Origin of the sequence: Methylorubrum aminovorans (genome assembly GCF_022179725.1) — a bacterium.
In the GTDB taxonomy this organism is placed as follows: domain Bacteria; phylum Pseudomonadota; class Alphaproteobacteria; order Rhizobiales; family Beijerinckiaceae; genus Methylobacterium; species Methylobacterium aminovorans.
In genome coordinates, this window is record NZ_BPRC01000018.1 from 23,137 (window position 1) to 47,014 (window position 23,878).

Here is a 23,878-nt window from a genome sequence, read left to right on the forward strand (position 1 = left end):
GTTGCCGGATGTGTGGCCGGGGCAAACGCGAAACGCCCTTTCCCCGGCCCGAAATTTTTTGGATAGGGTCTCGTCATGACCGAGCCCTTCTCCATCCTGCTCATCGGCTCCGGCGGGCGCGAGCACGCGCTGGCCTGGGCCATCGCGAAATCGCCGCTCTGCGCGAAGCTGTTCGTCGCGCCGGGCAATCCGGGCACCGCCCGGCACGGCGAGAACCGGCCGGATCTCGCGGTCTCCGATCACGCGGCGGTGGTCGCCTTCTGCCGGGCGGAAAAGGTCGGGCTGGTGGTGGTGGGGCCGGAAGCGCCGCTGGTCGCCGGGCTCGTCGATGACCTCCAGGCCGCCGGCATCCCCGCCTTCGGGCCGACCAAGGCCGCGGCGCAGCTCGAAGGCTCGAAGGGCTTCACCAAGGATCTGTGCGCCGAGCACGACATCCCGACCGCCGCCTTCGCCCGCTTCACCGATCTCGATCCGGCTTTGGCCTACCTGCGCGCGCGCGGCGCGCCGATCGTGGTCAAGGCCGACGGTCTCGCCGCCGGCAAGGGCGTGACCGTGGCCGAGACCCTGCCCGAGGCCGAGGCGGCCGTGCGGGCGATCCTCGACGGCAGCGAGGGGGGCGCGCTCGTGATCGAGGAGTGCCTGTTCGGCGAGGAGGCGAGCTTCTTCGCACTCTGCGACGGGACCCGCGCCGTTCCGATCGGGACGGCGCAGGATCACAAGCGGGTTCATGACGGCGACCGCGGCCCCAATACCGGCGGCATGGGCGCCTATTCCCCCGCCTCCATCGTCACGCCGGAGATCGCGCAGACGGTGATGACCCGGATCATCGCGCCGACGCTGGCTGGCATGGCCGCCCGCGGCACGCCGTTCTCCGGCATCCTCTATGCCGGGCTGATGCTGACGGCGGAGGGCCCCAAGCTCATCGAGTACAACACCCGCTTCGGCGACCCGGAGGCGCAGGTGCTGATGCCGCGCCTGTCGGGTGATCTCGTGCCGGCGCTGCTGGCGGCGGCCAAGGGCGATCTCTCCGGCGTCTCGATCGGCTTCGATGCCTCCCGCGCGGCGCTCACAGTGGTGATGGCGGCGCAGGGCTATCCCGGCGCGGTGACCCGCGGCACCGAGATCCGCGGCGCCGAGGCGGCCCTCGATGAGGGGGTACTGGTGTTCCAGGCCGGCACCCGCCGCGACGGCGACCGGCTGCTGGCCGATGGCGGCCGGGTGCTCGCGGTCACGGCGCTCGGCGCCAGCGTGGGGGAAGCGCAGGAGCGCGCCTACGCGGCGGTGCGGCGGATCGACTGGCCGGACGGTTTTTATCGGACTGACATCGGCGGCCGGGAGGTCGCCAGGGAGGCGGCTCACGACGCGGCCGCCTCCGGCGACTGATGCCCGATTTCCTCGACCTCGCCTTCACTGCGGCCCGCGAGGCCGCGGCGCTCGGCGAGGTGCCGGTCGGCGCGGTGGTGGTGCGTGACGGCGCGGTCTTGGCGGTTGCGGGCAACCGGCCGCGGGCGCTGTCCGACCCTACGGCCCATGCCGAGATCCTGGCGATCCGCGCGGCCTGCGCCGCGTTGCGCGATGAGCGCCTCACCGGCTGCGACCTCTACGTCACCCTGGAGCCCTGCCCGATGTGCGCGGGCGCGATCGCCTTCGCCCGCATCCGCCGCCTCTACTACGCCGCCTCCGATCCTAAGGGCGGCGGCGTCGAGCACGGGCCCCGCGTGTTCAACCAGCCGACCTGCCACCACGCCCCGGAAGTCTATTCCGGCTTTCGCGAGGGCGAGGCGGCGGGCCTGCTCAGGGATTTCTTTTCGCAAAGACGGGGGTGAGTGGGAGGCGAACCGCGGCGGCGCGCCGTGCGTTCGCCCCCCATCCCGCGACCCCGCACGGAGCCCCCTCCCATGGTCCCGACCTACCAGCGCGCCCTGATCGTCGGGGCCGGTTCCGGCTTGAGCGCATCCCTGGCGCGCCTGTTCGCGGCGGAAGGGCTGAAGGTCGGGCTCGCCGCGCGCAACGTTGAGAAGCTGAGCCGCCTCGCCGCGGAGACGGGGGCGGTGGTGCACGCCTGCGACGCCACCGATCCCGGCGGGGTCGAGGCCCTGTTTCCCCGGCTCGAACCGGCGCTCGGCGGCGCGCCGGACGTGGTGGTCTACAACGCCAGCGGCCGGCTGCGTGGGGCCAGCGTCGATCTCGATCCGGAGGCGGTCGCCCGCGCGCTCGCGGTCTCGGCCTATGGCGGCTTCCTCGTGGCCCAGGCCGCCGCCCGGCGGATGCTGCCCCACCGCCACGGCGCGATCCTGTTCACCGGTGCCTCGGCGAGCGTGAAGGGTTTTGCCGGCTCCGCCCCCTTCGCCATGGGCAAGTTCGCCCTGCGCGGCCTCGCGCAAAGCCTCGCCCGCGAGCTTCAGCCCCTGGGCATCCACGTCGCCCATGTCGTGATCGACGGCGCGATCCGCTCCGACGCCCGCCCCGATCCGGAGGGGCGCCCCGACGCGACCCTCGATCCCGACGCCATCGCCAAGAGCTACCTCGCCCTCCTGCGCCAGGACCGCAGCGCCTGGACCGACGAGATCGCCCTGCGGCCCTGGGTCGAGAATTTCTGACACGGTCTCCGCTTGATCAGAGCGGAGACCGTGTCAGCAGCCCGCGCGGCGCTTGAGCGAAGTCCAAATCCGCCATCCCGAAGGGATCAACCGGATTTGGGATGAGATTTACTCTGCCAGAAAGCCCTGCAACGCCCGCAGGGTCGGCTCCGGCGCCTCCTCGGCCATGAAGTGGCCGGAGGCGATGGTCACGCCCTGCGCTGCGGGGGCAAAAGTCCGCTGCCAGGCTGCCAGGGCGGTCTCCGGCTTATCCCGGTTGAGATAGGCGTCGCTGGCGAGCACCAGCACCGGCATCGATAAGGTGCGGCCCGCGGCGAGGTCGTCGCGGTCGGCGGCGCGGTCCGGCCCGTCGGCGCCGCCCGCCCGGTAATCCTCGCACATCGCGTGGATGCGCTCGGGCACGTTCCAGGCCTGCCGGTAGAGCGTGAGCGCGCGGGCGTCGAAGGCGGCGAGGTCGCGGCTCGCGCTCCAGTCGCGCAGCAGCCCCTCGAAATAGGCGTCCGGGTCGCAGCGGATCGCCTCCTCCGGCTCCGGGGCCGGGCGCGACAGAAACGACCAGTGCGGGTTCGCGCCGGGCTTCGCCTCGATGCGGGTCCACTGCACCTCGGTCGGCACGATGTCGAGGATCGCCAGCCGCTCGATCCGGCCGGGTTCGTCCAGCGCCAGCCGGTAGGCGACGCGGGCGCCGCGATCGTGGCCGGCCAGAGCGAAGCGGACATGACCGAGCCGCTCCATCACAGCGACGATCTCCGCCCCGAGCCGCCGCTTGGCGTAGGCGTTCTCCCCGCCGCCAGAGGCGGGGGCGGCCGACCAGCCGTAGCCCTTCAGGTCGAGGGCGATCACCCGGTGCGTCTCGGCGAGTGCCGGCGCCAGCCGGTGCCACATCGCGTGGCTCTGCGGGAAGCCGTGCAGCAGGAGGAGCGGCGGCGCGTCCTGCGGGCCCTTGGCCCGGCCGAACCAGCGGCCGGCCGGCCCCTCGATCCAGAGCGGCTCGAAGCCGGGAAAAAGGTCGTCGCCCTCGGCCATCCATCAACCTCAGCCGCATCCAGGATGCGGATAACGGTCCGGCGCGGCGAAAGCTCCGGTGCCTCTCGATCGCTGGATCGCTCAGGATTCCATGTTCGGAATTTTGCAACCTAGAAGAAACAGATCGGATCTGTGCAATTCAGGCGGTGGCCTTCAGCCTTCCCTGCACTTGGGTTTGCACTTCGATTGACAGGATTGGATCGTTAATTGGGCATGATGGCCAAGTCATAGGCATGAGGAAATATTTACATTCTGGCCTCAAAATCCCGTCTGCCTAGGGTGATGCTATGCCTCTGAACGATCTTGAAGAACTGGCGCGGATCGCGTTCGACTGGCTCTGGGCTACCGATGCCGAGGACAGATTCAGTTACATCTCTCCGGGCGCCGAGCGTCTGCTGGGCCGCCCGCCGGAGAGTCTGATCGGGCGGGCGCGCGAGACCCTGGCCGGTGAGGAGGCGAACCTTGCGCCTTATCGCGAGACGATCGCCGCGCGCCGCCCCTTCCGTGAACTGACCTACGTCTATCGCCATCCCGACGGCACGCCGCGTTGGTTCGAGATCAGCGGTCGCCCGCTTTTCTCGCCCGAGGGCGACTTCCTCGGTTATCGGGGCGTCGGCAGCGACGTCACCGAACAGCACCGGACCCGGCGCGCCCTGGTCGAGGCCCATGCCCAGCTCAGCGAGCAGAACCGGCGCTTCGACGCGGCCCTGGAGAACATGACGCACGGGCTGTGCCTGTTCGATGCGGGGCAGCGGCTCCTCGTGTGGAACCGGCGCTACCTGGAAATCTTCGGCCTGTCGGAGGATGCGGTCCATGTCGGCATGGGCCAGCGCGCCATCATCGAGATGTTGGTGGCGCTCGGGCGCTACAAGCGCGGCGCCACGATCGATGCGATCAGCGAGAGCACCCGCACGTCGCTCTCCGGAGACGGATCGAAATCGGTGCTGCGCGAACTCGCCGACGGGCGGGTCATCGCCGTGACCCACCGCCCCATGGCCGAGGGCGGCGGCTGGGTCGCGACCTTCGAGGACATCACCGAGCGGCGGCGCAACGAGGCGCGCATCATCCACATGGCCCGCCACGACGGCCTCACCGATCTGCCCAACCGCACCCGCCTGCGCGAGATCGGCACCGAGTGGATCGAGGCTCTGCGCGCCGAGGCGGCGGCGCCGCTCGCCGTCCTCTGCCTCGACCTCGACCGGTTCAAGCCGGTCAACGACAGCTTCGGCCACGCGGTGGGCGATGCCCTGCTGCGGGCGGTGGCCGAGCGGCTGCGGGGGCAGGTGCGCAGCCACGACGTGGTGGCCCGGCTCGGGGGCGACGAGTTCGCGGTACTCTCCCGCGTCGAGGATGCGGCCGGGGCCGCGGCCCTGGCCGAGCGCCTGATCGAGACCGTCGCCGCGCCCTACACCCTCGACGGGATCACCGTCGAGATCGGGATGAGCGCCGGCATCGCCCTGGCGGAGGAGGGCGTCCCGCATGACATCGAGCGCCTCCTCAAGGAGGCCGACCTCGCCCTCTACGAGGCGAAGACCGAGGGGCGCGGCACCGTCCGCCGGTTCGAGCCGCAGATGGACGAGACCCTGCGCGAGCGGCTCGGCCTCGAGCGCGAACTGCGCGAGGCACTCCAGCAGAACCGCTTCGAACTGCACTATCAGCCGCTCGTGGACCTGTCCGACAATCGCATCACCGGCATGGAGGCGCTGGTCCGCTGGCGCCATCCCGAGCGCGGGCTCGTGAGCCCGGCGGTGTTCATCCCACTCGCCGAGGAGAGCGGTCTGATCGTGCCGATCGGCGAGTGGGTGCTGCACCAGGCCTGCCGGGATGCCGCCGCCTGGCCCGATGCGGTCAGCGTGGCGGTCAACGTCTCGCCGCTGCAACTGCGCCACCGCGGCTTCGTCCAGAGCGTGCTCGGCGCGCTCGCGGGCAGCGGCCTCCGGGCGAATCGTCTGGAACTGGAAATCACCGAGAGCGTGCTGCTCGACGACACCGAGGCAAACCTCGAAACGCTCCACACCCTGCGCAAGCTCGGGGTGCGCATCTCCATGGACGATTTCGGCACCGGTTATTCCTCGATTAGCTACCTGCGCCGCTTCCCCTTCGACAAGATCAAGATCGACCGCTCCTTCGTGCGCGACTGCGCCGGACAGTCGGATGCCGGCGCGATCATCCGCGCCATCGTCAGCCTGGGGGCGAGCCTCGGCATCACGACGCTGGTCGAAGGGGTCGAGACCGAGCCGCAACTCGCCACCATCCGCGCGGAGGGGGCGCAGGAGGTGCAGGGCTATCTGTTCAGCCCGCCCCGGCCGGTCCACGAGATCGCCAGCCTGCTCGAGGCCGGTTCCGCGGCCCAGGGGCAACCCCAACGGACGCTGGCGGCCTGAGGCGCTCCCGGCAAAATCTCCTCGAGCCTCCCTTCGATCGCCCCGTCCTCCCGCCCGGAAGATCCTCCGGGCGCGCGGGCGCGTCCGGTCCCAGCTCAGCGGCCGGAACAGAGGCTCCGCAGCCGCCGTTGCTCCCCAAGGGGTGGATGAAAGCGGGATCCCGCCGCTGCCCGGAACGCTTCGGCCCGGCAACCGTTTTCAGCGCCATCGACGGAACGAATCCGGTAGCTTGGCAATTCTCCAAGCCAGGACAGACTTACAAGACACCGTCCAAGACGGACGTCAGGAGGATACCATGATCGGTTGGGCTGTAACCTTTCTCGTCGTCGCTCTGATCGCCGCTCTGCTCGGCTTCGGCGGCATCGCCGGCACCGCCATGGAGGCGGCCAAGATCGTGTTCTTCGTCGCGATCGCGCTGTTCCTGATCTCGGCGGTGATGGGCGCCGTGCGCGGTCGCTCGCCGCGGTTGTGACCGACCTGAACCGCGCGGTTCGATGAAAGGGCGGCCCTCGCGGGCCGCCTTTTCCTTTTGCGCGGACCCACGCTCTGATAAGGGGCGCGGATGACCGACAATCCAGACCCCTCCCCGGCCGTACCCGCGGACCAAGCCGCCGCGCCCGAGGGCGAGCGCATCGCCAAGACCATCGCCCGCGCCGGCATCGCCTCCCGCCGCGACGCCGAGGCGATGATCGAGGCCGGCCGCGTCACCCTCAACGGCAAGGTCCTGACCTCGCCGGCGATCAACGTCACCGACGCCGACCGCATCACGATCGACGGCGAGCCCCTGCCCGTCCGCGAGCGCACCCGGTTGTGGCTGCTGCACAAGCCGCGCGGCGTCGTCACCACCGCCCGCGATCCGGAAGGGCGCCAGACGGTGTTCGACGGGTTGCCCGACGACCTGCCGCGGGTCGTCGCCATCGGCCGGCTCGACATCAACACCGAGGGTCTGCTGCTGCTCACCAACGACGGTGGGCTGGCCAAGGTGATCGCCCATCCCGATACCGGCTGGCTGCGCCGCTACCGGGTGCGCGCCTTCGGCGACATCACCCAGGCCGATCTCGACCGGCTCAAGAAGGGCGTCACCGTCGACGGCATGGAATACGGCCCCGTCGAGGCCACCCTCGACCGGGTCCAGGGCGACAACCTCTGGCTCACCCTCGGCCTGCGCGAGGGCAAGAACCGCGAGGTCAAGCGCATCCTCGAACATCTCGGCCTCTCCGTGAACCGGCTGATCCGGCTCTCGTTCGGGCCGTTCCAGCTCGGCGACCTCGAAGTCGGTCTGGTCGAGGAGATCCGCACCAAGGTGCTGAAGGAGCAGCTCGGAAAGAGCCTCGCCGAGCAGGCCGGCGTCGATTTCGAGAGCCCGGTGCGCGAGGCCATCGCCCCGTTCGGAAGCCCCAAGGCGACGAAGGCCGCTTCACCCGCCGGGCGGGGCCGTCCGGGTGCCCGCGACGAGGGCCGCGACCAGGAGCGGTCGGAGCCGCGCTCGGGTGCCCGCGGCGGAGCGGCCGTCCGTCCGCCGCGCGATCCCGCGCGCCCTGCCGCCCCGCGCGCCGCCGCGCGCCCGGCCCCGCGGGCACCCTCGCCGACCGTGTGGCGGGCCGACGACGAGACCCGTCCGCGCGCGAGCAAGGTGCCGCGCCGGGGCATGGACCCGAAGACCGCCCGCGCGGCGGCGGCCGAGCGCGGCCGCGAGCGGGTCGGCGCGATCCAGGCGGCCGGCGAGCGCCGGGTGCTGGTCGAGCGGCTCCAGCCGACGCCGGAGACTCCCGCCCCCGAGCCGCATCGCCGGGTCCGCTTCCGTAGGGAGGAGGAGCGGCCCGAGCCGCAGGAGCGTCCCCGCCAAGAGCGCCCCCGCCCAGAGCGTTCTTACCAAGAGCGTTCTTACCAGGAGCGCCCCCAGCAGGAGCGCGGCTACCAAGAACGCAGCCGCGACGATCGGCGCGAGGATCGGCCGCGCCGAGACGCGCCGACAGGCGATGCCCGTCCCCGCCGCCACGAGGCCGGGGCGGCCGGCTCGCCCGAGCGGCGTGGCCCGCCGCGCGAGCGCCAGACCGAGCGCCAAGCCGAGGGCCGTCCGTTCCGGGAGCGGAGCGAGGGCCGCCCCTCGCGCGACCGCGGCGAGGGTGCGCCCCGCCGGGAGCGTCCCGCCGAGGGGGGCGCGCCGGAGCGCCGCGGCCCCCCGCGCGACCGACCCCGCGCCGCCGAGAGCGAGCGGCCCGCCCGCCCGCCGCGCGGCGAGGGCGGCGGTTTCCGCAAGGGGCCGGGTGCCGGTCCGGGCGGCAAGCCCGGCTTCAAGGGCGGCGCCCGCGACGGGGCCAGAGGCGACTTCAAAGGCGGTCCCAAGGGAGCGCCCAGGGGCGGCCCGCGGGGAGACTTCAAGCCCGGCGGACGACCGGGGGGCGGGCGTCCCGGCGGAAAGCCCGGCGGTGCCGGTGGCCGTCCCGGCGGTGGCAAGCCGGGGCCGCGCGGAGGCGGTCGTCCCGGCCGTCCGCCGCGCGGCGACGCCTAGGGTCTAACCCGTGCGGATCGTCGGCGGCGAATGGCGCGGGCGCCGGCTCGCCGGGCCGAAGGCGGAGGGCATCCGCCCGACCTCCGACCGCCTGCGCGAGGCCCTGTTCAACGTCCTGGCCCACGCCTACGACGACGCGGTCGAGGGCGCGGTGGTGCTCGATCTGTTCGCGGGCACCGGCGCGCTCGGCTTCGAGGCGCTCTCCCGCGGCGCGGCGCGCGCCGTCTTCGTGGATGAGGGGCGCCAGGCCGGCGCGCTGATCCGGGAGGGCATCGCCGCGCTCGATTGCGGGGACCGCGCCCGGTTGATCCAGCGCGACGCGACCCGGCTCGGACCCGCCCCGGAGGCCGCCTCCCTCGTCTTCTGCGATCCGCCCTACCGGAAGAACCTCGCCCCCGCGGCGCTCGCCGCGGCGGCAGCCGGCGGCTGGCTCAGCCCCGGCGCGCTGGTTCTGGTCGAGGAGGCCGCCGAGGCCGGCCCTGTCCTACCGCCCGGTTTCGCCGAGCTGGAGCGGCGCAGCTACGGCGAGACGGCGGTGACGTTCGGCCGCTTCGGGGAATGATCCCTTCGCCGATGCGTTGAGGTTGCCCTATCTCGCTCGGGCCACGCCCGTCCGCGAAGGAGGCCCGCGCCCATGCCGCCCGTCCTGCCGCCCATCCCTCCACTTTCCCGCCGAACCCTCCTGCAGGGCGCCGCCGCCCTCGCCGGAGCCGGGCTCGCCCCGGCCCTGCTGCGCCCGGCCCATGCCGCCGACGCCCTGATCACCCGGCCGATCCCCTCCTCCGGCGAGCGTTTGCCGGCGATGGGCATCGGCACCTCGCGCCGCTACGAGGTGGCGGTGACGCCCGAGGCCACCGCCCCCTTGCGCGAGGCGGTGGAGCGCTTCGTGGCGCTCGGCGGCCGGGTGATCGACACCGCCCCGAGCTACGGCTCGGCCGAGGACGTCCTCGGCCTCATCCTCCAGGGCCTGCGCGAAAAGGTCTTTCTCGCCACCAAGGTCGCGTCCCGCGGCCGGGCGGCGGCGGAGGCCGAGACCGAGCGCTCGTTCCAGCGCCTGCGCACGGACAAGATCGACCTCATCGCCGTGCACAACCTGATCGACACGGAGACCAACCTCGCCGTCCTGCGCGCGCTCAAGGAGAAGGGCCGCATCCGCTACGTCGGCGTCACGGTCTGGCGCGACGAGCAGTTCCCCGAGCTCGAGACGGTGATGAAGCGGGAGAAACTCGACTTCTTGCAGGTGAACTACGCCCTCGACAGCCGGGCGGCGGCCGAGCGCATCCTGCCGCTGGCGGTCGAGCGCGGCGTGGCGGTGATGGTCAACGTGCCCTTCGGCCGCGACCGTCTGTTCAAGGCGGTGAAGGACAAGCCCCTGCCCGATTTCGCCGCCGAATTCGGCTGCAAGAGCTGGGCGCAGTTCTTCCTCAAATACGTGCTCGCCAACGAGGCCGTCACCTGCCCGATCCCCGGCATGGCGAAGGTGGTCTATGTCGAGGACAATTTGGCCGCTGCGACCGGGCGGCTGCCGGATGCCGCCGAGCGGCGCAAGATGGAGGCCTTCATCGATGCGGTCTGACTTTTTCGGGATGTCGTCCGTTCGGCGCGGGGTGCTGGCGCTGCTGGCCGGCACGCTTCTGCTTCCGGCCCTGCCCGCTCTCGCGCAATCCGAAAATCCCAAAAGGATCGGGATCATCGGAGCGGGCAATATCGGCAGCACGCTCGGCCGGCTCTGGATCAAGGCGGGTTACGAGGTGTTCTTCGCCTCCCGCCATCCGGAGCAGTTGAAGGCGCTCGTGGAAGAACTCGGGCCCCAATCGCGGACCGGCACCCCGGCGGAAGCGATCGCCTTCGGCAACGCCGTGCTGATCGCAGTGCCCTACAAGGCCTATCCGGAGCTGGGGCGTGAGCACGCCGCTGGCCTCAAGGGCAAGGTGGTGATCGATGCCGGCAATGCGGTGAAGGCCCGCGACGGGGCCGTCGCCGATGAGGTCGAGCGCGACGGCATCGGCGCCACATCCGCCAAGTACCTGGCCGGTGCGCAGGTGGTGCGCGCCTTCAACGCGGCGAACTACCGGGTCTTCCAGAAGAACGCCGGCCGGCCCGAGCCGCGCATGGCGGTGCCGATCGCCGGCAACGACCCGAAGGCGCTGGAGACCGCCCGCACCCTGGTCTCGGATGCCGGCTTCGACCCCGTGGTCGTCGGCGAACTGAAGGCAGCCGACACCTTCGCCATGGGCTCGCCCGGCTTCGGGCACGATCTCTCGGCGCCAGAACTGAAGCAGAAGCTCGGGGTGAAGCCTTGAGCGAGGCCCCGGCCTCGTCTTCGGGCTCTTCGCTCTCGGACCGCCTCGCGCGCCTCGTCGATGTGCGGCCGGGCGAGGGGCCGGCGCTGGCGTGGTCCTGGGCCTACATCTTCGCTCTTCTGGCGAGCTACTACGTGCTGCGCCCGATCCGCGACCAGATGGGCGTGGCGGGCGGGCTCGAAAACCTGCCCTGGCTGTTCCTGGCCACGCTCATCGGCATGCTGGCGCTGAACCTGCCCTTCGCGTGGCTGGTCAAACGCCTGCCGCGGGCGCGGTTCGTGCCCCTCACCTACCGCTTCTTCATCCTCAACATCCTGATCTTCGCCGCTCTGATCGCGAGCACGGAGGGCGAGACCGCTCTCTGGGTCGGGCGGGCCTTCTTCGTCTGGCTCTCGATCTTCAACCTGTTCGTGGTCTCGATCTTCTGGGCCACGGTGGTGGACGTGTTCTCCACCGAGCAGGGCAAGCGCCTGTTCGGCTTCATCGCCGCGGGCGCCACGCTCGGCGCCATCTGCGGCTCGGCGGTGACGGCGACGCTCGCGCGTGATGTGCCGACCTGGGCGCTGCTCATCGCCGCCGCCGTGCTCCTGGAGGCGGCGGTGTTCGCCATGCGGGGGCTCGCGCGCCTGATCGGGCGGCTCCACGCGGTGCCGGAGGAGTCGCGCGCGGGCGACGTGATCGGCGGCGATGTCTGGGCGGGCATCCGGCGCACCGCCACCTCGCCCTACCTCCTCAACATCGCGCTGTTCCTGGCGCTGTTCTCGGTCACTGCGACCTTCCTGTATTTCGAGCAGGCGGCGGTGGCCAAAAACAACTTCCCCAATCGCGGCGCGCAGACCGCCTTCTTCGCCAGTGTCGACCTCGCCGTGAACGTGCTGACGCTCGGCGTGCAGCTTTTCCTCACGGGGCGCATCACGCGCCGGCTCGGCGTCGGCGTGACGCTCGCGCTGCTGCCGGCGGCGAGCATCGTCGGTTTCGCGGCGCTGGCGCTTTCGCCGACGGTCGCCTCGGTGGTTTTGATCTATGTGCTGCGCCGCGCGGGCAACTTCGCCATCGCCCGCCCGGTGCGCGAGGTGTTGTTCACGGTGGTGCCGCGCGAGGACCGCTACAAGGCGAAAAGCTTCATCGACACGGTGGTCTACCGCCTTGGCGACCAGGTCGGCGCGTGGTCCTATACCGGGCTCTCCGCACTCGGCTTCGGCGGCCACGCCGCGGCGGTGGTGGCGGTGCCGCTCTCGGCCGCGTGGCTCCTCAACGCGCTCTGGCTCGGACGGGCGCAGGTGCGGCGGCAGGCGCAGCGGGAGATGGAACGGATGGAGGACGAGCCGGACCCGGCGCCGGCCGCGCGTCCAGCGGGCTGATGGCCATCATTGCAAAGGTTATTTTTCGAATTCGACAGTCTTCGCCGGCCCGATGAGTCCGCCTGATCGCCTGGGGACGGGCCGCGATGCGGCATCGCGGCACGCCTGTGTTTTGAGACGCAATCGGACATAGAACAGAAACAGTGGCCGTGCGGTATCCGCCGGCCTGACCCCGCCCGCGGCCCCGGCAGGCTTACCGGACATCGACCGGAGACCCATGGGACTCGTCCAGTACGCCCTCAAGTTCCGCATCACGACCTACGTGCTTGCCGTGCTGATGATGCTCGGCGGCGTCAGCGCCATCGTCGTGACGCCGAAGGACGTGCTGCCGGCGGTCGACATCCCCGTCGTCGTGGTGGTCTGGACCTATACGGGCCTGTCCGCGCCGGAGATGGAGAAGCGGATCACGACCTATTCCGAGTTCGGAATCTCCAACAACGTCAACAATATCGCCCGGATGGAATCGACGAGCCTGCAAGGCACGTCGGTGATGAAGATCTATTTCGACCAGAGTGTCAGCATCGATCTCGCCATCGCCCAGGTCGTCTCCTCCACGAACTCAATCCGCGCGCTGATGCCGCCCGGCGTGCAGCCGCCGGTCATCGTGCGCTTCTCCGCCTCCTCGGTGCCGGTGATCCAACTCGCGCTCACCTCGACCAAGGACAGCCTCAACAAGGTCTACGACTACGCCCAGTACCGCATCCGCCAGCGCCTGACCCAGGTGCCGGGTTCGACCCTGCCCTCCCCGTTCGGCGGCGCGCCGCGGCAGGTGATGGTCGATCTCGACCTCCACGCGCTCCAGGCGCTCGGGATGACGCCGCTGGAGGTCACCAACGCGATCACCTCGCAGAACCTCACGATCCCCTCGGGTCTGACCAAGATCGGCGAGCAGCAATACCCGGTGCAGATGAACGCGACGCCGGACGCGATCGCGGCGCTCAACGAGATCCCGATCAAGGTGGTCTCTGGGCAGCCGGTGCTGGTGCGCGACGTGGCCTATGTCCGCGACGGCGGCCCGCCGCAGGTCAACGTGGTGCGGGCCGACGGGGCCGCCTCCGTGCTGATGCGTGTGCTCAAGAACGGCACCGCCTCGACGCTGGACGTCGTCAACAACGTCAAGGCGGCGCTCCCCGACATCCGCGCGGCGGCCCCCGAGGGCATGGAGATCAAGCCGCTCTTCGACCAGTCGGTCTTCGTCTCGAACGCGATCGAGGGCGTGTGGCACGAGGCCGTCATCGCCGCCTGCCTCACCGGCCTGACCATCCTGCTCTTCCTCGGCTCGTGGCGCTCGACCCTGATCGTGCTCGTCTCGATCCCGCTCTGCCTGATGACCTCGCTGGCGCTGCTCGCCGCCCTCGGCCACACCATCAACGTGATGACGCTCGGCGGGCTGGCGCTCGCCGTCGGCATCCTCGTCGACGACGTGACGGTGGCGATCGAGAACACCTACCGCCTGTTCGAGGAGGGCAAGCCGTTCCGCAACGCCGTGGTCGAGGGCGCGGCGGGCATCGCCAAGCCGGCGTTGATCTCGACGCTCTCGATCTGCGCCGCCTTCGTCTCGGTCTTCGCGCTCACCGACACCCCGAAATACCTGTTCACGCCGCAGGCGCTCGCGGTCGTGTTCGCGATGCTGACCTCCTACCTGCTCACCCGCACCCTGGTGCCGGTGCTGATCGACGTGCTGGTGGCACGCGAATACGTCCAGCACCACGGCGGCGAGGGCGACGCCCCGCGCCGCGGCCGGATCGAGCGGGCGCTCGTCTGGCTGCTCTCCCCTGTCTTCCGGCTGGCCGGCGCCTTCCGCCGCGGTTTCGAGGCGCGGTTCGAGCGGTTCCACCGCGGCTATGTCGGGCTGCTCCACGCGGTGCTGCGCCATCCCGTCCTGACGGTGGCGACCGTCGCCCTGCTGTTCGCCGGCACCGGCGGACTCTTCGTCTTCACGGGCCAGGACTACTTCCCGCAGGTCGAATCGAGCCAGATGACGATGCACCTGCGCACCCGCCCCGGCATGCGCATCGAGACCGCCGAGCAGACCTTCGCGGCGGTCGAGAAGGTGGTGCGCGAGGTGATCCCGGAGGACGAGATCGACCAGATCCTCGACAACATCGGCTTGCCCTCGAACAACTACAACTTCGCCTTCTCCGACGGTTCGTTCGTCTCCTACAACGACGGGCAGATGCTGATCGATTTGAAGGACGAGCACGGACCCGTCGCCGAGTACCAGCGCCGCCTGCGCGAGATCCTGCGCGAGCGCTTCCCCGACATGATCGTCTATTTCCAGCCCTCGGACATCATCACCCAGATCCTCAATTTCGGTGTCATCGCCCAGATCGACGTGCAGGTCTCGGGCCGCAACACGGTGAAGGATCTGGAGGCCGCCCGGCGGATTGAGGCGCGGCTGAAGGAGACGCCCGGCCTCGTCGACGTGCACCTGCACCAGATCGTCGACACGCCGCAATTCTTCGTCGATGTCGACCGGCGGCTCGCGGCCGAACTCGGCCTGACCCAGCAGCAGGTTGCGCAAAGCCTCAACGTGTCCCTGTCGGGCTCCTTCCAGGTGAACCCGAACTTCTGGACCGACCCGAAGACCGGCATCCCCTACCAGCTCTGGGTCCAGACGCCGGAATACCGCAACGCCTCGCTGACCGCCCTGCAGAACACCCCGCTGTTTGCCCGCGCCAGCGCCACCGGCAACGGCCCCGGCGCGCTGACGCTGCTGTCGAGCATCGCCACGATCACCCGCCAGCCGACGCAGACGGTGATCAACCACGTCAACACGCAGCCGACCTTCAACGTCTACGCCGCGGTGCAGGACCGCGACCTCGGCTCGGTCGCCCGCGACATCGATAAGATCGTGGCCGAGGAGCAGAAGACGCTGCCGGCACCGGACAAGATCAGCGTGCGCGGGCAGATCGAGAACATGCGCGCCGCCTTCTTCCGGCTCGGGATCGGCCTCGGCATCGCGATCGTCGCGGTCTACCTCCTGATGGCGGTGAACTACCAGAGCTGGGGCGACCCCTTCGTGGTGCTGGCCGCCTTGCCCGTCGCGTTCTGCGGCATCGTCGCGAGCCTGTTCATCACCGGCACCGCCTTCTCGATTCCCTCGCTGTTCGGGGCGATCATGTCGGTGGGCATCGCCTCGGCCAACTCGATCCTGCTCGTCACCTTCGCCAAGGAACATCGAGAGGCGACGGGCTGTTCGGCCCGCGAGGCGGCGATCGTCGCGGGCGAGACGCGCCTGCGGCCCGTCTTGATGACCGCGAGCGCGATGTTCCTCGGGCTGGTGCCGATGGCGCTCGGCACGGGCGAAGGGGGTGAGCAGAACGCGGCGCTGGCGCGTGCCGTGATGGGCGGCCTCGCGCTCGGCACGCCTTCGACGCTGCTGTTCGTGCCGTTCCTCTACAGCCTGCTGCGGCGGGGCGAGGCCAAGCCGCTTGAGGATTACGTCTGATGCCCGTCCGTAATCTGCGAAGGATCGTCCCGTGAGCGAGCCCGGCCGGACAGGCGAAGACACAAGAATCCCGCCGCCGCCGGGCAAGGGCGGCTTCGTGCTGGCCGGGCTGATCGCGCTGGGCCTGCTGACTTACGGCGGCTACGGCCATTGGCAGCGCGCGGCCCGGGCCGAGGCGACGCGGACCAAGCAGATGGACTTCGTGCCGAAAGTGCGCACCGAGGAGGCCAAGCGCCTCGACGGGCCGATCGAGCTGACCCTGCCGGGCCAGACCGAACCCTTCGCTACGGCGCGCATCTACGCCCGCGCCACCGGCTACATCGCCGAGCGCCACGTCGATCTCGGCTCGCGGGTGAAGAAGGGCGACGTGCTCCTGCGCATCGCCGCCCCCGACCTCGACCAGCAACTCGCTCAGGCCGAGGCGCAGCTCGGCCAGCTCGAAGCGCAGCTCCTGCGGGCTAGGGCCATGGTCGATCAGGCCAAGGCCAACGTGAACCTCGCTCAGGCCACCAACTCGCGCACCTCGACGCTCGCCGGCCAGGGCTGGGCCTCGAAGCAGAACGCTGACAACACCCAGGCCGGCGTGCTCTCGCAGGCCGCCAACCTCGCCTCGGCGGAGGCCGACGTGAAGGTGGCGCAAGCCAACATCAAGGCGCAGCAGGCCACCGTGGGGCGGCTGAAGGCGCTGACCGGTTTCGAGATCGTCACCGCGCCCTTCGACGGGGTGGTGACGACCCGCAACGTCGATGTCGGCGACCTCGTCCAGGCCGATGCGGGCTCCGGCACGCCGCTCCTGTCGATGGACCGGGACGACGTGCTGCGCATCTCGGTCAACGTGCCGCAGAACGCGGCGGTCGGCGTTCAGCCCGGCATCTCCGCCCGGATCAAGGTGCCGCAGATGCCCGACCGCAGCTTCTCCGGCGAGGTCGAGCGCAGTTCGGTGGCGCTGCTCGCCGCCTCGCGCACGCTCACGACGCAGGTCGACGTGCCGAACCCCGACCGCACCCTGCGGCCGGGCCTCTACGTCTACGTGACGCTGGCGATCCCCCGCACCGGCGGCACCACGGTGGCGGTGCCGGCCGAGGCCCTGGTGTTCAACCAGTCCGGCACCCGCGTTGCGGTCGCCGGCGCCGACGATCGCGTGACCTGGACCGAGGTCCACATCGCCCGCGACAAGGGCACGTTGGTCGAGGTCGACAAGGGCCTCTCGGGCGGCGAGCGCCTCGTGCTGAGTCCCCCCGCCGACCTCAAGGACGGTGGGCGCATCGCCCCCCAGCCGAAATCGGACAAGCCGATGCAAGCCGCGCAGCGCTGAAGGCCATCGCGCAGCGCTGAAGGCCATCGCGCAATCTCAACCCGCGCCCTCATCCTGAGGTGCCGACGCGAAGCGGAGGCCTCGAAGGATCCTCCCGTCGTCGCGCGACCCCTGGAGGATCCGTCAAAGCCCGCTGGCGCGGGCACCGCAGGATGAGGTGGTGGGTGGGATCGACCCTGCCCGACCCGTTGGACCTTTCAGCAGGTTGCGCTGGCGGCCTCGCTCGGCTCACATCCCGCTCGGAAACGCATCCCACCACAAGGGCCACCCATGACCGACCTCAAGACGCTTCGCAGCCTGTCCGGTCTGCCGCCGGAGCCCGCCGCCCTCTCGGGCTCAGGTCTGGTGATGATCGACCTGCAGAACACCTACCGCGAGGGCGTGATGCGCTTGGAAGGCGTCGAGCCGGCGATCCGCGAGGCCAAGATCCTGCTGGAGCGGGCGCGGAATGCGGGCATCCCGGTCTTCCACGTGCGCCACGATGCCGGACCGGGCTCGCCCTACGACGTCACCGCGCCCATCGGCCAGATCAGCGACGAGGTCGCGCCGCGGGACGGGGAGCCGGTCATCACCAAGGCCTACCCGAGTTCCTTCGTCGGCACCGACCTTCAGGCGCAGTTGGAGCAGGCCGGAGTCAAGGACGTGATCCTGGCCGGCTTCATGACGCATATGTGCGTGAACTCGACCGCGCGGGGCGCCTTCAACCTCGGCTTCCGCCCGACGGTCGTGGCCGCGGCCACCGCGACCCGCGCCCTGCCGGGGCCGGACGGCACGACCGTCCCGGCGGCCGCGCTCCAGGCCGCGAGCCTCGCGGCACTGAGCGACCTGTTCGCAGTGGTGGCGCCGGACGCGGCGGCGATCCGCGAGTGAGTGATCAGGCCGCGCGGGGCTGCGCGGCCTCTTCCACCGCCGGCCCGCCGAAGACGCGCTGGTAGAGCGCGGCGGGGCTGTGGCTGCGGCCCTCCGAATCGACGATGCGGACATCATCCAGGCCGGAGGTGGTCAGCGACAGGCCCTGCTCCAGGGCGCTCAGCAGCGAGCCGTGCTGCCAGGAATAGGTCCGCGACGCGGTGCCGGCGCTGACGGTGAAACTCACGGGGCAACATTCCCAATGCTGTGACCGGTCGGCGAGGGTGCCGCCGGATGTGATGAAAGAAGAGGCAGTCGGGATTTGGGTTCCTAAAACTTGAGCTTTAATAGTGGCTCTTGGTTGACGAAGTCTTTGCGGAAGCTGTCCCTTTCGGTGGCGGAACCGCGGGCGCCCGATGGCGGTATGATGGCAGCGGCGCCATTCGCGCCCCGCAGGGTGGCCACCCGGTCCGGTGCGTTGCCGGACCACGCCCGGCCCCTCAACACGGCGGCGGGCGGTCTCTCGGCAGGCCGCTTCCCGACAGCCACAGCGGAGTGATTCCATGGAATACCGGCAGTTCGGACGCTCGGGCCTCAAGGTGCCGGTGCTCAGCCTCGGCGCCGCCACCTTCGGCGGCACGGACGCGTTCTTCCAGAACTGGGGCAGCACCGACGTGGCGGAGGCGAGCCGCCTGATCGACGTCTGCCTCGATGCGGGCGTCAACTTCATCGACACCGCCGACCTCTATTCGAGCGGCGACTCCGAAAAGATCCTCGGCGAGGCGATCAAGGGCCGCCGCGACCGGCTGCTGATCTCCACCAAGGCGACCTTCCGGGTGGGCGAGGACGTCAACGCGGTCGGCTCGTCGCGCCATCACCTGATCCGCGCCTGCGAGGCCAGCCTGAAGCGGCTCGGTACCGACCATATCGACGTCTACTTCATGCACGGCTTCGACGCGCTGACCCCCGTCGAGGAGACCCTGCGGGCCCTCGACGACCTCACCCGTGCGGGCAAGATCGGCTATATCGGCGCCTCGAACTTCTCCGGCTGGCAATTGATGAAGGCGCTGGCGACCTCGGAGAAGGAGGGGCTGGCCCGCTACGTCGTCTATCAGGGCTACTACTCGCTGATCGGCCGTCATTACGAGTGGGAACTGATGCCGCTCGGCCTCGACCAGGGCGTCGGCCTGATGGTGTGGAGCCCGCTCGGCTGGGGCCGGCTCACGGGCAAGATCCGGCGCGGGCAGGCGGCCTCGGGCGGGCGGCTTGCCACCGCGGGTGGCGCGGAGGGCGGTCCCACCGTCTCCGACGACTACCTCTACGACGTGGTGGACGCCCTCGACGCGGTCGCCGCCGAGACCGGCAAGACCGTGCCGCAGGTGGCGCTGAACTGGCTGCTCAGCCGCCCGACCGTGTGCAATATCGTCGTCGGCGCCCGCAACGAGGAGCAGTTGAAGCAGAATCTCGGCGCGGTCGGCTGGTCGCTCAGCCAGGACCAGATCGCCCGCCTCGACGCGGCGAGCCGCGAGCACCCGATCTATCCCTACTGGCACCAGATCGGATTCGACGAGAGGAACCCCAAGCCGACGGCGTGGTGAGGCGATCCGGACTCCGTCATCGCGAGCGGCAGCGAAGCGATCCAGAGCGCGACCTTTTCGGAAAGGGCGGCGCCCTGGATTGCTTCGGCTCCGCCTCGCAATGACAACGGTGCTCGACCGCTCGGGCCGAGTCGCCTTCACATGCTGATCTCGGGGCCGTGCTTGTCGCCGTCGTCCGGAACCGGGCCGGCCTCGCCCTCCCAGGGCAGGCTCTGCCAAGGCGGCTGGCCGGCGCGGGCCTCGTACTCCTCCAGGGGCAGGGTCGTCTCGCCGCCCTCCCCGTCCTGAACCCGGACATGGCTCGGGCGCGGCTGCTTCGGTGGGCACAGGAACAGGCCCTTGAACGAGGTCGCCATCGTCTAATGACCCTCCGGCTGCTCGCCCTGGGGCGCGTGGTGCGCGCGCACCGGACGCGCCCGCAGATAGCCCTTGAAGCGCAGATACTCGGCGACGATCTCGCAGATCGCCCGGTCCCGCGGCAGGCGCTCGACCGCGCAATGCTCGTCCAGCGCCGCCACGACCTCCGGCGGGAAGGTCAGGATGCCGGCGAGCTTCGGCTCGCCGGAGGAATCGTCGTGTTCGGTGTCGCTCACGCTGTCGCCCTCCCTCCCCTACACGCCCGACCCGACCGGCGGCACGCCCTGCTCCGGCGTCGGCACGACGCCAAGCCCATCCGCGTCGCCGGGGCGGGTGGCACCGAGGCGCCGCAGCAGTGCCTCGTAGGTCTGTACCGCCGGGGAATCGCCCTGAAGCGCGCGGGTCTCGGCGAGGAGCCGCCGCACGTCCTCGACGAACAGGTCGCGCGCCTGCCCGCCCCCCGGGCTCGCCTCGAACAGGCGGCCGAGCGCCAGCTCGAACACGCTCACGAGAAGGCCGAGCCGCTCGGTGTCTTCCGCCATCGTCCTCTCCGGATGCTGCTTCGAGCCGCGTCCCTCGTCCGGCTGAAGGCTTGAACGCCGGGAATGCGCCCCGCGGTTCCGCCGCCCGCGCTTGGTGACGGATCCAATCTGCCGCAACCGCACCGCATGGGAAGACGGCGTCGGCGCTCTAATCTATGTTGCCGCATCTCTCTCAGGAGACGTGCGGCCTCCGCCCGCGGACCGACGCTGCCCGCCTGAGCGCCGCTGCCGTCGGACGCATCGTTCCCGTTTCGTCTCGAACCCTGAGCCGCTCTTGCCACCCCACGCGCTTCTTCCCCTCGCTCGGCCTCCGGCACCCGACGACGGACTGTGCGGTGGGCTGGGCGATGGGGCGGAGGACACGCATGGCGGCTTTCCCACCCGGGCCATCGCCCGGCTGCGCCGGTCCGGGCTTCTGGCCGCTCCCCTGCCCGCGGCGCTCGGCGGGCGCGGCCTGTGCGAGCCGGGCCGGGTCGATGCGCTTCGGGGGCTGCTGACGGAGATCGGCCGCGACGACCTTGCGGTCGGGCGCCTCTACGAAGGGCATGTCAACGCGCTCGCCCTGGTGCTGCGCTACGCCGACGACGCCGTCGCCCGGCGGCTCGCCCGCGACGCGGCGCAGGGGCATCTCTTCGGCGTGTGGAACACCGAGCCGGCTGAGGGCGGCCTCGTCCTCGACGGCGCGGGCGGCCTCCACGGCTCGAAGAGCTACGCCTCGGGGGCGGGCTTCGTCACCCGCCCGCTCGTGACGGCGCGGATCGGCGATGGGCGCCGGCTGATGCTGGTGATGCGCCTCGAACCGGGCGCACGGGCCGATCTGTCGGCGTGGCGTGCCCACGGCATGCGGGCGTCGGCCACCGGCACGGTCGACTTCTCGGGGCTCGCCCTTGGCGACGACCACCTTGGCGACGGCGAGGTGATCGGCGCGCCCGACGATTACGGGCACCAGCCGTTCTTCTTCGCCGGGGCGTGGCGCTTCTTGGCGGTCCAGCTCGGCGGGATCGAGGCGGTGCTCGAGACGCACCGGGCGCATCTCGCCGCCACCGGCCGGGCCGACGACCCGCACCAGCAGGCGCGGTTCGGGCAGGCCATGGTCGCGGCGGAGACGAGCCGGCTGCTCGTCGCCCGCGCGGCCCGGATCGCCGCCGCGGAAGCCGGTTCCCCTGAGCGGGTCGTCGCCTACGTCAACCTCGCCCGCGCCGCGGTCGAGCAGGCGGGGCTCGACGTGATCGCCTTGGCGCAGCGTTCCATAGGGCTTGGAGGCTTCCTCGAGAGCCACCCCCTGGAGCGCCAGATGCGCGACCTCGCGACCTATCTGCGCCAGCCGGCCCCGGATTTTGCCCTGACCGGCATGGCCGCCCATGCGCTCGCCGCCAGCGAGCCGCTCCACGCGCTTTGGCCCGATCCGGGGTCCGACGAGGGCGTCGCCCTCCCGCGCGACGCGGAGGCTGTGGGATGAGCGGCCGGCGCACGGAGACGCTGCCGGAGCGCTATTTCGCGGAGATCTACGCCTCCGATCCGGATCCCTGGCGCTTCACCTCCAGCGCCTACGAGGCCGAGAAGTACGACGCCACGCTTCGCGCTCTGCCGCGGACGCGCTACGAAAATGCCCTGGAGGTCGGCTGCTCCATCGGCGTCTTCACCCGGGCGCTCGCCCCCCGCTGCGGGGCGCTGACCGCCCTCGACGTCGCGCAGGCGGCCCTCGACGCCGCACAGACGCGTTGTGCGGAGTACCCGCAGGTGCGCTTCGTCCGCGGCGCGGTGCCGGAAGTTTGGCCGGAGGGCCGGTTCGACCTCATCGTGTTCGGCGAGATGCTCTACTTCCTGAGCCCGGCGGATCTGGCCCGCCTCGTCGCGCGGGTGGAGGCGAGCCTGGAGCCGGGGGGCGACTGTGTCCTCGTGCACTGGCTCGGCGAGACGGATTACCCCCTCTCCGGCGACGCGGCGGCGGAAGGCTTCATCGCGGGCACAGCCCCGTTCTGCCGGGTGCTGCCCGGCTTGCGCACGGAGGCCTACCGCCTCGACGTGCTGCGTCGGGCGGACAGGCCATGACGACGGCGATGACAGCGCGTGCGCAAGGAAAAGCCGTCCGGCGCCACCCTCTCTGGGTGCGCCTGACCCACTGGATCAATGCCGGCGCCTTCGGGGCGCTTCTCGTCAGCGGGGTTGCCATCCTGCTCGCCCTGCCCCGGCTGTTCTGGGGCGAGACCGGCGCCAACGACGCCCCGGCCTGGATCGTCCTGCCGCTGCCGGTGAACCTCGAACAGACCGGCTGGGGCCGCAACCTCCACTTTCTCGCCGCCTGGATCTTCGTGCTCAACGGCGCGCTCTATCTCCTTCTCGCACTCGCGAGCGGGCACCTCCTGCGCCGCCTGGCGCCCGACCGCGACCAGCTCCACCCCCGGCACGTCGCGGCCGACATCCGCGCTCACCTGCATCTCAAGGGGCCGGGCGTGGCGCGCCGCTACAACGTGCTCCAAAAACTCGCCTATCTCGCCGTCCTCCTCGTGCTGGCACCGGTGATGCTGCTCTCGGGGCTGACCATGTCGCCCGGCGTCACGGCGGCCTATCCGGAGCTGTTCACCCTGTTCGGCGGCCGGCAATCGGCGCGCACGATCCACTTCCTGTCGGCGGCCCTGTTCGTCGGCTTTCTTCTCATCCATGTCTGGCAGGTGCTCGCCAACGGACCGCTCGACCTGATGCGGGGTATGATCACCGGGCGCTCCGCCCGGACCGAGACCGGTCAAACGAAATCAGGGGAGGACGTGCGATGAGCGATCTGACGCGCCGCAGGCTGGTCCTCGGCTCCTCGGCACTCGGCCTCGGCGGCCTGCTCGGCGGCTGCGAGCTGATCGAGAACGGCCCGCGCCGCTCGGGCCTTTACGGCCTGAGCGACACCCTGACGCTCGCCACCCAGCGCTTCCTGCTGCGTGACCAGCCGCTGGTGCGGGAATTCGGGCCGGAGGCGATCTCGGCGGTGTTTCCCACCATCAACACCACCGATCCGGACAACCCCGATTACCGGCGCTCGAAGGCGGTCGGATTCTCCGACTGGCGCCTGCCGGTGAGCGGCCTCGTGGAGCGGCCCGCCGCCTTCACGCTGGCTGAGCTGAAGGCGATGCCGGCCCGCACGCAGGTGACGCTGCACGCGTGCGAGCAGGGCTGGTCGGCGATCGGCGGCTGGACCGGCGTGCCGCTCTCGCATGTTCTGGCGAGCGTCGGGTTGAAGCGCGAGGCGCGCTTCATCGTGATCCGCAGCGTGGACGGCTGGTGGGACACCTACGACCTGTTCGACGCCCTGCACCCGCAGACGATCCTGGCCTACGGCATGAACGGCGGCGACCTTCCCGTGGCCCACGGCGCGCCGGTCCGCCTGCGGGTGGAGCGCCAGCTCGGCTACAAGTCGCTGAAATACCTCGCCAGCATCGAGGCCACCGACCGCGTCGACGGCCTCGGCCAGGGCCGGGGCAGCATGGTCTCGGAGATGGGCTTCTCCTGGTACGCGGGGATCTGACACGGCTCCGGCTTCATTGATCGAGTGCCGCCGGATTCCCCCTCTCCCCGCAAGCGGGGCGAGGGG

23 protein-coding genes are annotated in these 23,878 nt (G+C 70.7%); 18 read left to right on the forward strand and 5 right to left on the reverse strand.

The window, feature by feature from the left end; translation table 11 throughout:
- Positions 1-75 precede the first annotated feature (75 nt).
- The 3 genes from purD to MFF24_RS20155 all read left to right on the forward strand — a co-directional run bounded on the left by purD (position 76) and on the right by MFF24_RS20155 (position 2,600).
- On the forward strand, positions 76-1,383 hold the full coding sequence (gene purD / locus MFF24_RS20145; protein WP_238226747.1) for a phosphoribosylamine--glycine ligase: 1,308 nt from the start codon (positions 76-78) through the stop codon (positions 1,381-1,383).
- Entirely contained in the window at positions 1,383-1,826 is a 444-nt protein-coding gene (locus MFF24_RS20150; RefSeq protein ID WP_108941596.1) for a nucleoside deaminase, read from the forward strand. Before purD ends, MFF24_RS20150 begins: the two co-directional genes overlap by 1 nt.
- A gap of 72 nt (positions 1,827-1,898) precedes the next feature.
- Positions 1,899-2,600, forward strand: coding sequence for an SDR family NAD(P)-dependent oxidoreductase (locus MFF24_RS20155; RefSeq protein WP_238226749.1), 702 nt, complete (start codon positions 1,899-1,901; stop codon positions 2,598-2,600).
- A gap of 108 nt (positions 2,601-2,708) precedes the next feature.
- On the opposite strand, the gene MFF24_RS20160 is transcribed toward MFF24_RS20155, so the two are convergent.
- Positions 2,709-3,626: an alpha/beta fold hydrolase gene (locus tag MFF24_RS20160; RefSeq protein WP_238226751.1), complete on the reverse strand. Its 918-nt coding sequence runs from the start codon at positions 3,624-3,626 to the stop codon at positions 2,709-2,711.
- Positions 3,627-3,913: 287 nt separating this feature from the next.
- Here MFF24_RS20160 and MFF24_RS20165 point away from each other — a divergent pair, with 287 nt between their 5' ends.
- The 10 genes from MFF24_RS20165 to MFF24_RS20210 all read left to right on the forward strand — a co-directional run bounded on the left by MFF24_RS20165 (position 3,914) and on the right by MFF24_RS20210 (position 17,822).
- Positions 3,914-6,010, forward strand: a complete 2,097-nt coding sequence (locus MFF24_RS20165; RefSeq protein ID WP_238226753.1) for a sensor domain-containing protein — start codon at positions 3,914-3,916, stop codon at positions 6,008-6,010.
- Positions 6,011-6,305: 295 nt separating this feature from the next.
- Positions 6,306-6,482 carry a DUF1328 domain-containing protein gene (locus MFF24_RS20170; protein ID WP_012456035.1) on the forward strand — a complete coding sequence of 59 codons (177 nt, stop codon included), beginning with the start codon at positions 6,306-6,308 and terminating at the stop codon, positions 6,480-6,482.
- A gap of 90 nt (positions 6,483-6,572) precedes the next feature.
- The gene (locus MFF24_RS20175) at positions 6,573-8,522 is read left to right on the forward strand and encodes a pseudouridine synthase (protein ID WP_238226755.1); all 1,950 of its coding nucleotides are present in this window, start codon (positions 6,573-6,575) and stop codon (positions 8,520-8,522) included.
- 10 nt (positions 8,523-8,532) lie between these two features.
- Complete coding sequence (gene rsmD, locus MFF24_RS20180) at positions 8,533-9,084, forward strand: 16S rRNA (guanine(966)-N(2))-methyltransferase RsmD (protein WP_238226757.1); 552 nt, start codon at positions 8,533-8,535, stop codon at positions 9,082-9,084.
- A 72-nt stretch (positions 9,085-9,156) separates the two neighbouring features.
- The gene (locus MFF24_RS20185; protein ID WP_238226759.1) at positions 9,157-10,098 is read left to right on the forward strand and encodes an aldo/keto reductase; all 942 of its coding nucleotides are present in this window, start codon (positions 9,157-9,159) and stop codon (positions 10,096-10,098) included.
- Complete coding sequence (locus MFF24_RS20190; RefSeq protein WP_238226761.1) at positions 10,088-10,825, forward strand: NADPH-dependent F420 reductase; 738 nt, start codon at positions 10,088-10,090, stop codon at positions 10,823-10,825. Before MFF24_RS20185 ends, MFF24_RS20190 begins: the two co-directional genes overlap by 11 nt.
- The gene (locus MFF24_RS20195) at positions 10,822-12,186 is read left to right on the forward strand and encodes an NTP/NDP exchange transporter (RefSeq protein WP_238226763.1); all 1,365 of its coding nucleotides are present in this window, start codon (positions 10,822-10,824) and stop codon (positions 12,184-12,186) included. Before MFF24_RS20190 ends, MFF24_RS20195 begins: the two co-directional genes overlap by 4 nt.
- A gap of 217 nt (positions 12,187-12,403) precedes the next feature.
- Positions 12,404-15,637 (forward strand): efflux RND transporter permease subunit, encoded by a 3,234-nt coding sequence (locus tag MFF24_RS20200; RefSeq protein WP_238226765.1) that lies wholly within the window; start codon positions 12,404-12,406, stop codon positions 15,635-15,637.
- A gap of 31 nt (positions 15,638-15,668) precedes the next feature.
- Positions 15,669-16,952 carry an efflux RND transporter periplasmic adaptor subunit gene (locus tag MFF24_RS20205; RefSeq protein WP_238226767.1) on the forward strand — a complete coding sequence of 428 codons (1,284 nt, stop codon included), beginning with the start codon at positions 15,669-15,671 and terminating at the stop codon, positions 16,950-16,952.
- 270 nt (positions 16,953-17,222) lie between these two features.
- On the forward strand, positions 17,223-17,822 hold the full coding sequence (locus MFF24_RS20210; protein ID WP_166060478.1) for a cysteine hydrolase family protein: 600 nt from the start codon (positions 17,223-17,225) through the stop codon (positions 17,820-17,822).
- 4 nt (positions 17,823-17,826) lie between these two features.
- Here the strand turns inward: MFF24_RS20210 and MFF24_RS20215 are convergent, their stop codons facing one another.
- Positions 17,827-18,048, reverse strand: a complete 222-nt coding sequence (locus tag MFF24_RS20215) for a hypothetical protein (RefSeq protein ID WP_166060477.1) — start codon at positions 18,046-18,048, stop codon at positions 17,827-17,829.
- A 316-nt stretch (positions 18,049-18,364) separates the two neighbouring features.
- Here MFF24_RS20215 and MFF24_RS20220 point away from each other — a divergent pair, with 316 nt between their 5' ends.
- On the forward strand, positions 18,365-19,399 hold the full coding sequence (locus MFF24_RS20220; protein WP_133091153.1) for an aldo/keto reductase: 1,035 nt from the start codon (positions 18,365-18,367) through the stop codon (positions 19,397-19,399).
- Positions 19,400-19,536: 137 nt separating this feature from the next.
- Here the strand turns inward: MFF24_RS20220 and MFF24_RS20225 are convergent, their stop codons facing one another.
- The 3 genes from MFF24_RS20225 to MFF24_RS20235 are packed head-to-tail and all read right to left on the reverse strand — an operon-like array spanning position 19,537 to position 20,298.
- Positions 19,537-19,755 carry a hypothetical protein gene (locus tag MFF24_RS20225; RefSeq protein WP_015824038.1) on the reverse strand — a complete coding sequence of 73 codons (219 nt, stop codon included), beginning with the start codon at positions 19,753-19,755 and terminating at the stop codon, positions 19,537-19,539.
- Positions 19,756-19,758: 3 nt separating this feature from the next.
- Positions 19,759-19,992, reverse strand: a complete 234-nt coding sequence (locus MFF24_RS20230) for a hypothetical protein (RefSeq protein ID WP_207625260.1) — start codon at positions 19,990-19,992, stop codon at positions 19,759-19,761.
- Between the two features lie 18 nt (positions 19,993-20,010).
- Positions 20,011-20,298 carry a hypothetical protein gene (locus tag MFF24_RS20235; protein WP_238226769.1) on the reverse strand — a complete coding sequence of 96 codons (288 nt, stop codon included), beginning with the start codon at positions 20,296-20,298 and terminating at the stop codon, positions 20,011-20,013.
- A gap of 274 nt (positions 20,299-20,572) precedes the next feature.
- On the opposite strand from MFF24_RS20235, the gene MFF24_RS20240 reads away from it, so the two are divergent.
- The 4 genes from MFF24_RS20240 to MFF24_RS20255 are packed head-to-tail and all read left to right on the forward strand — an operon-like array spanning position 20,573 to position 23,812.
- Entirely contained in the window at positions 20,573-21,757 is a 1,185-nt protein-coding gene (locus MFF24_RS20240; protein WP_238226771.1) for an acyl-CoA dehydrogenase family protein, read from the forward strand.
- A complete protein-coding gene (locus MFF24_RS20245) occupies positions 21,754-22,350 on the forward strand; it encodes a class I SAM-dependent methyltransferase (RefSeq protein ID WP_238226773.1) in 597 nt (198 codons plus the stop codon). Before MFF24_RS20240 ends, MFF24_RS20245 begins: the two co-directional genes overlap by 4 nt.
- Complete coding sequence (locus tag MFF24_RS20250; RefSeq protein ID WP_238226775.1) at positions 22,347-23,072, forward strand: cytochrome b/b6 domain-containing protein; 726 nt, start codon at positions 22,347-22,349, stop codon at positions 23,070-23,072. Before MFF24_RS20245 ends, MFF24_RS20250 begins: the two co-directional genes overlap by 4 nt.
- On the forward strand, positions 23,069-23,812 hold the full coding sequence (locus MFF24_RS20255; RefSeq protein ID WP_133091148.1) for a molybdopterin-dependent oxidoreductase: 744 nt from the start codon (positions 23,069-23,071) through the stop codon (positions 23,810-23,812). The genes MFF24_RS20250 and MFF24_RS20255 overlap by 4 nt, the downstream gene beginning before the upstream one ends.
- Positions 23,813-23,878: the final 66 nt, after the last annotated feature.

Coding starts and splice junctions, on each gene's coding strand:
- purD (WP_238226747.1), top strand. CDS start 76: ATGACCGAGCCCTTCTCCATCCTGCTCATCGGCTCCGGCGGGCGCGAG.
- MFF24_RS20150 (WP_108941596.1), top strand. CDS start 1,383: ATGCCCGATTTCCTCGACCTCGCCTTCACTGCGGCCCGCGAGGCCGCG.
- MFF24_RS20155 (WP_238226749.1), top strand. CDS start 1,899: ATGGTCCCGACCTACCAGCGCGCCCTGATCGTCGGGGCCGGTTCCGGC.
- MFF24_RS20160 (WP_238226751.1), bottom strand. CDS start 3,626: ATGGCCGAGGGCGACGACCTTTTTCCCGGCTTCGAGCCGCTCTGGATC.
- MFF24_RS20165 (WP_238226753.1), top strand. CDS start 3,914: ATGCCTCTGAACGATCTTGAAGAACTGGCGCGGATCGCGTTCGACTGG.
- MFF24_RS20170 (WP_012456035.1), top strand. CDS start 6,306: ATGATCGGTTGGGCTGTAACCTTTCTCGTCGTCGCTCTGATCGCCGCT.
- MFF24_RS20175 (WP_238226755.1), top strand. CDS start 6,573: ATGACCGACAATCCAGACCCCTCCCCGGCCGTACCCGCGGACCAAGCC.
- MFF24_RS20185 (WP_238226759.1), top strand. CDS start 9,157: ATGCCGCCCGTCCTGCCGCCCATCCCTCCACTTTCCCGCCGAACCCTC.
- MFF24_RS20190 (WP_238226761.1), top strand. CDS start 10,088: ATGCGGTCTGACTTTTTCGGGATGTCGTCCGTTCGGCGCGGGGTGCTG.
- MFF24_RS20200 (WP_238226765.1), top strand. CDS start 12,404: ATGGGACTCGTCCAGTACGCCCTCAAGTTCCGCATCACGACCTACGTG.
- MFF24_RS20210 (WP_166060478.1), top strand. CDS start 17,223: ATGACCGACCTCAAGACGCTTCGCAGCCTGTCCGGTCTGCCGCCGGAG.
- MFF24_RS20220 (WP_133091153.1), top strand. CDS start 18,365: ATGGAATACCGGCAGTTCGGACGCTCGGGCCTCAAGGTGCCGGTGCTC.
- MFF24_RS20225 (WP_015824038.1), bottom strand. CDS start 19,755: ATGGCGACCTCGTTCAAGGGCCTGTTCCTGTGCCCACCGAAGCAGCCG.
- MFF24_RS20235 (WP_238226769.1), bottom strand. CDS start 20,298: ATGGCGGAAGACACCGAGCGGCTCGGCCTTCTCGTGAGCGTGTTCGAG.
- MFF24_RS20245 (WP_238226773.1), top strand. CDS start 21,754: ATGAGCGGCCGGCGCACGGAGACGCTGCCGGAGCGCTATTTCGCGGAG.
- MFF24_RS20250 (WP_238226775.1), top strand. CDS start 22,347: ATGACGACGGCGATGACAGCGCGTGCGCAAGGAAAAGCCGTCCGGCGC.
- MFF24_RS20255 (WP_133091148.1), top strand. CDS start 23,069: ATGAGCGATCTGACGCGCCGCAGGCTGGTCCTCGGCTCCTCGGCACTC.